Origin of the sequence: Paracoccus nototheniae (assembly GCF_004335005.1) — a bacterium.
Taxonomy (GTDB): domain Bacteria; phylum Pseudomonadota; class Alphaproteobacteria; order Rhodobacterales; family Rhodobacteraceae; genus Paracoccus; species Paracoccus nototheniae.
This window is the reverse complement of sequence record NZ_RQRT01000130.1, coordinates 1-5,425: the sequence shown is the minus strand read 5'-3', so window position 1 is coordinate 5,425 and position 5,425 is coordinate 1. Positions and strand designations below refer to the sequence as shown.

Here is a 5,425-nt window from a genome sequence, read left to right as displayed (position 1 = left end):
CCCCCATCCCCCCTGCCCCCGCACCGCGCAGGCGGCTGCGCGACAGCGATCTGTGGGACAGCTTTTGCCGGTCGCCCGTCGCGGTCCTCGCCGCCCTGCTGCTGGTCCTGCTGATCTTGACCGCCTTTTTCGCGCCATGGATCACCCCGCAGAACCCCTATGATCTGGCCGCGCTGGAGCTGTGGAACGCCGAGATCCCGCCGATCTGGACCCAAGGCGGGCAATGGCCCTATCTGCTGGGCACCGACCTGCAGGGCCGCGACATGCTGTCGGCGATCCTCTATGGCTCGCGCGCGTCGATCATCATCGGCGCGGCCTCGGTCGCGCTGTCGCTGGTGGTGGGGGCGACGCTTGGGCTGGTCGCGGGCTATTACGGGGGCTGGGCGGACAGCCTGCTGATGCGCATCGGCGATGTGCTGTTGTCGATGCCGACCATGCTGATCGCGATCCTCGTGTCCGCCGTGGCGCGCGAGGCGCTGCCCCCGGGCTGGCGCGAGGCCGGAGCCTCGGCTGTCATCGTGCTGGCGATTTCGCTGTCGGCCTGGGTGCAATATGCCCGAACGGTGCGTGCCCAGACCATGGTCGAACGCAACAAGGAATATGTGCAGGCCGCCCGGCTGATCCGCGCCTCGGGGCGCAAGATCATGCTGCGCCACATCCTGCCCAACACCACGACGCCGCTGCTGGTGGCCGCCACGCTCAGCTTTGGCCTGGGCATCCTGATCGAGGCGACGCTGTCCTTTCTGGGCGTGGGCATGCCGCCCGAACAGCCCTCGCTTGGGACGTTGATCCGGATCGGAAACCAGTATCTGTTTTCCGGGTCGTGGTGGATCGTCGTCTTTCCGGCCCTGCAATTGTGCCTGCTGGTCGTGTCGATCAACCTGCTGGGCGACTGGCTGCGCGACGCGCTGAACCCGAAACTTCGCTGAAGGATATGCCGATGGACCTGCTGATCACCAACGCCCGCCCGATGGGCGCCGAGCCTGCCGATATCCTGATCCGGGACGGCCGCATCGCCGCCATCGGCCCCGATCTTGCCGCGCCCGGCGTGGCGGTCGAGGATGCGGGCGGTCGCATTGCCATTCCCGGTCTGGTCGATGCCCATACCCATCTGGACAAATCCCTGCTGGGCTGGCCGTGGTATGTGAACGCCGTCGGCCCCCGCCTGATCGACAAGATCGACAATGAACGCGCCGTGAAAAAGGCCTATGGGCTTGATCCGCATCTGCAATCCATGCGGCAGGTGCTGCAGTCGATGGCTTTTGGCACGACGCTGATCCGCAGCCATGTCGATGTTGATACTGAACAGGGTCTGGCCGCGATCGAGGGCGTGATGCGCACCCGTCAGGCGCTGGCCGGTCAGGTCGAAATCCAGATCGTCGCCTTTCCCCAATCGGGCCAGATGCCCCGCCCCGGCACCGCCGAGCTGCTGGACGAGGCGCTGGCCATGGGCGCCGATCTGATCGGCGGCATCGACCCCTGCGCGATGGAAAAAGACCCCAAGGGCCATCTGGATACCGTCTTCGCCCTGTCGCAGAAACACGGCAAGCCCATCGACATCCATCTGCACGAACCGGGCGAATTGGGCGCGTTTTCGATGGAGATGATCTTTGAGCGCACCCGCGCGCTTGGGATGAGCAGCCGCGTGGCCGTCAGCCATGCCTTTTGTCTGGGCTTTGGCGACTGGCAGCGCACGCAAGGGCTGATCGACACCTGCGCCGAACTGGACATTCCGATCCTGACCACCGCGCCCGCCTCGCGCGATGTGCCGATGGTGCTGCGCGTCACCGGGGCGGGGGTGCGCATGGGCGCGGGCAATGACGGGTTCCGCGACACATGGGGCCCCTATGGCGATGGCGACATGCTGGAACGTGCGATGTTCGTAGGCATGCGCAACAACCTGCGCCGCGATGACGAGCTGGCCGTGGCGATGGATATCTGCACCACCATGGGCGCGCGGGCCATCGACGTGGCCGATCACGCGCTGACGGTCGGCGGACGCGGCGATCTGGTGCTGGTCGAGGGCGAGACGGTGGCCGAGGCGATCTCGATCCGCAAGCCGCGCAAGCTGGTCGTGGCCACGGGCCGCGTCACCGCGCGCGACGGCGCCACCCTGACGGCGGTGCCGTGATGCGCTGGCAGGATCTGCCGCTTGGTGCGCGCCCGGCGGGGCGGTGGGCGCTGGCCGCGCGCTGGATCGTCGCCGACCTGCCCTCGGGGCGCCATCTGGTCGAGGATGGCGAGGTGGTGATCGAGGGCGACCGCGTGATCCATGCGGGCGCCCCCTTTGACGGCCCCGTGGCGCAGCGCTTTGATCTGGGTCAGGTGTTGATCGCGCCGGGCTTTGTCGATCTGGATGCGCTGGCCGATCTGGACACCACGGTTCTGGGCATGGACAACCATCCCGGCTGGCGCAAGGGCCGCGTCTGGCCGCATGACTATCCGGGCCTCGAGATGTATTCGCCCGACCAGCTGGCCTTTCAGAAACGCTTTGCCTTTGCGCAACTGCTGCTGAACGGGATCACCTCGGCCCTGCCGGTGGCCTCGCTGTTCTATCGCGCATGGGGCGAGACGGTGGATGAATTCGACGCCGCCGCTGTGGCCGCCGATGAATTGGGCCTGCGCGTCTGGCTGGGGCCTGCCTATCGCAGCGGTGGGATGGTTCTGGACAGTGAGGGCGCGATGCATCCGGTCTTTGACGAGGCGCGGGGCATGGCGGAACTGGATGCCGCCGCCGCCTTTGCCGCGCGCCTTCAGGGCGGCGCGGGGGGCCTGATCTCGGGGATGTTCGCGCCCGACCGGGTTGAGACCTGCACCGAGGCGCTGCTGCGCCGGACCATGGATCTTGCCCGCGATCTGGACATGCCCGTCCGCCTGCACATGGCGCAGGGAGAGATGGAGCGCGCGACCGTCGCTCGCCTGCATGGCACCACCGCGCCCGCCTGGCTGGACGGGATGGGTCTGTTATCCGACCGCCTGATCGCGCCGCATGCGACGGTCGCCAGTGATGACGACATCGCGCGCTATGCCCAGCACGGCGTCACGGTGGCGCATTGTCCGCTGGTCTCGGCCCGGCACGGATCGGCGCTGCGGTCGTTTTCCGATCTGCGCGCGCGGGGCATCCGCATCGGCATGGGCACCGATACCGCACCGCCCGACATGGTGCTGAACATGGCCACCGGGCTGATGATCAACCGCATCGTCACCGGGCAAGGCGATGCGGCCAGTGCGGCGCAGTTCTTCGATGCGGCCACGCTGGCCGGGGCGGATGCGTTGAAGCGTCCCGATCTGGGGCGGCTTGGCCCGGGGTCCAAGGCCGATATCGCGATCTTCGACATGGCCGATGCCCGCATCGCGCCGCGCATCGATCCGGTGCAGACGCTGATCTATGGCGCCACGGGCCGCGTCACCCGCGCCACCATCGTCGATGGGCGGCTGTCGATGCGCGACGGTCAGGTCGCGGGCATCGACATGGACGCGGCGCGCGCGCAGGCGCAGGCTCAGTTCGACGACCTTGTGGCGCAATATCCGCAGCGCAGCTTTGGCCACCCGCCGGTCGCGCAGATCTTTCCGCCCGCTTATCCCCCCCTGCCGGAGCGCCAGCCATGAACGCCGTCACCGCCATCGACCCCGTGCTGTCCGTCGAAAACCTGACGGTCGAATTCCAGACCCGGCGCGGCAGGCTGGTGGCGCTGGACGGCGTCTCGTTCACCATCCAGCCGGGCGAGATTCTGGGCGTCGTCGGCGAAAGCGGCGCGGGGAAATCCATGACCGGCATGGCGGTGCTGGGCCTGCTGGAGCCTCCGGGCCGCGTCGCGGGCGGTCAGATCCGCATCGCCGGGCAGCGCACCGATACCCTGAACGACCGGCAGATGGCGCAGATCCGGGGGCGGACGGTGGGCGCGATCTTTCAGGATCCGCTGACCTCGCTGAACCCGCTCTTTTCGGTGGGCGAACAGCTGATCGAGACCATCCGCCTGCACAAGCCCCTGTCCCGCGCCGCCGCCCGCACCCGCGCGATCGCGCTGTTGCAGCAGGTCGGCATTCCGGGCGCCCCCGAACGCATCAGCCATTACCCGCATCAGTTTTCGGGCGGCATGCGTCAGCGCGTGGTGATCGCGCTGGCGCTTGCGGGCGATCCCGCGCTGCTGATCGCGGATGAACCGACGACGGCGCTTGATGTGTCCATTCAGGCGCAGATCACCGCTTTGCTGCGCAAGCTGTGTCTGGATCAGGGCGCGGCGGTGATGCTGGTGACCCATGACATGGGCGTCATCGCCGAAACCGCCGACCGGGTCGCGGTCATGTATGCGGGCCGCGTGGTCGAGATCGGCCCGGTGGCCGAGGTGCTGGGCGCGCCGCGCCATCCCTATACGCGCGGGCTGATGGGCTCGATCCCGGCGCTTGGGGCGCGGGTTGCGCGGCTGGAACAGATCGACGGCGCGATGCCGCGCCTGCATGCGATCCCGAAGGGCTGCGCCTTCAATCCGCGATGCCCTGTGGCCGGTCCCCGCTGCCGTCGCGAACGCCCGCAGCTGGGTGCCGTGGGGGCCGCCTGTTTTCTTGCGCAAAAGGAAGATGTCGCATGAGAAATATCGCCAACGCGCTGGAGGTCGACGCCCTGTCGCGCCGCTTCGATGTGTCCGACCCTTGGCTGAACCGCGTTCTGGAACGCAAGCCCCGGCGCTTTCTGCATGCTGTGCGCGATGTGACCTTCATCGTGCCCCGGGGCCGGACGCTGGCGCTGGTGGGCGAATCCGGTTGCGGCAAATCCACCGTCGCGCGGCTGGTGACCGGGCTTTATCAGCCCTCGGAAGGCGCGATCCTGTTCGGACCGGGCCGCGATGGCAAGCCGCTGGCGGCGCAGATGATCTTTCAGGATCCCCATGCCAGCCTGAACCCCCGCTGGCGCGTCCGCGAGATCGTGGCCGAACCGATCCGCGAATTCCGCCTGCGCGACACCGAGGCCGAGATCCGGTCCCGCGTGGCCGATCTGCTGACCACCGTGGGCCTGTCGCCCGAGGATGGCGACCGCTTTCCGCATGAATTCTCGGGTGGCCAGCGGCAGCGGATTTCCATCGCCCGCGCGCTGGCCTCGGAACCCGAATTTCTGGTCTGTGACGAGCCGACGTCGGCGCTTGATGTGTCGGTGCAGGCGCAGATCCTGAACCTGATGCGGCAGTTGCAGGACGATCTGGGCCTGACCTATCTGTTCATCTCGCATGACCTGTCGGTCGTGCGCCACATGGCCGACCAGATCGCGGTCATGTATCTGGGCCGCATCGTCGAACAGGCCGCGACCGAGGATCTGTTCACCGACCCCCAGCATCCCTATACGCGGCTGCTGCTGGACACGATCCCCAACATCGCCGCCCCCCGCCGCGACCGCCAGCCCGCGACCGGCGAACCGCCCAGCCCGCTGAAC

General features: G+C 67.9%; 5 protein-coding genes. All 5 read left to right on the top strand.

Annotated features, from left to right (window positions below; all coding sequences use genetic code 11):
- The first annotated feature begins 5 nt into the window (after nt 1–5).
- Entirely contained in the window at nt 6–929 is a 924-nt protein-coding gene (locus EG885_RS21755) for an ABC transporter permease (RefSeq protein ID WP_131578856.1), read from the top strand.
- Nucleotides 930–940: 11 nt separating this feature from the next.
- Nucleotides 941–2,131, top strand: a complete 1,191-nt coding sequence (locus EG885_RS21750; RefSeq protein ID WP_242679796.1) for an amidohydrolase family protein — start codon at nt 941–943, stop codon at nt 2,129–2,131.
- Entirely contained in the window at nt 2,131–3,609 is a 1,479-nt protein-coding gene (locus EG885_RS21745; protein WP_131578854.1) for a chlorohydrolase family protein, read from the top strand. The genes EG885_RS21750 and EG885_RS21745 overlap by 1 nt, the downstream gene beginning before the upstream one ends.
- A complete protein-coding gene (locus EG885_RS21740) occupies nt 3,606–4,589 on the top strand; it encodes an ABC transporter ATP-binding protein (protein WP_131578850.1) in 984 nt (327 codons plus the stop codon). Before EG885_RS21745 ends, EG885_RS21740 begins: the two co-directional genes overlap by 4 nt.
- Nucleotides 4,586–5,425: oligopeptide/dipeptide ABC transporter ATP-binding protein (locus tag EG885_RS21735; RefSeq protein ID WP_131578848.1), on the top strand; the 840-nt coding region annotated here is incomplete at its 3' end. The genes EG885_RS21740 and EG885_RS21735, both read left to right, overlap by 4 nt.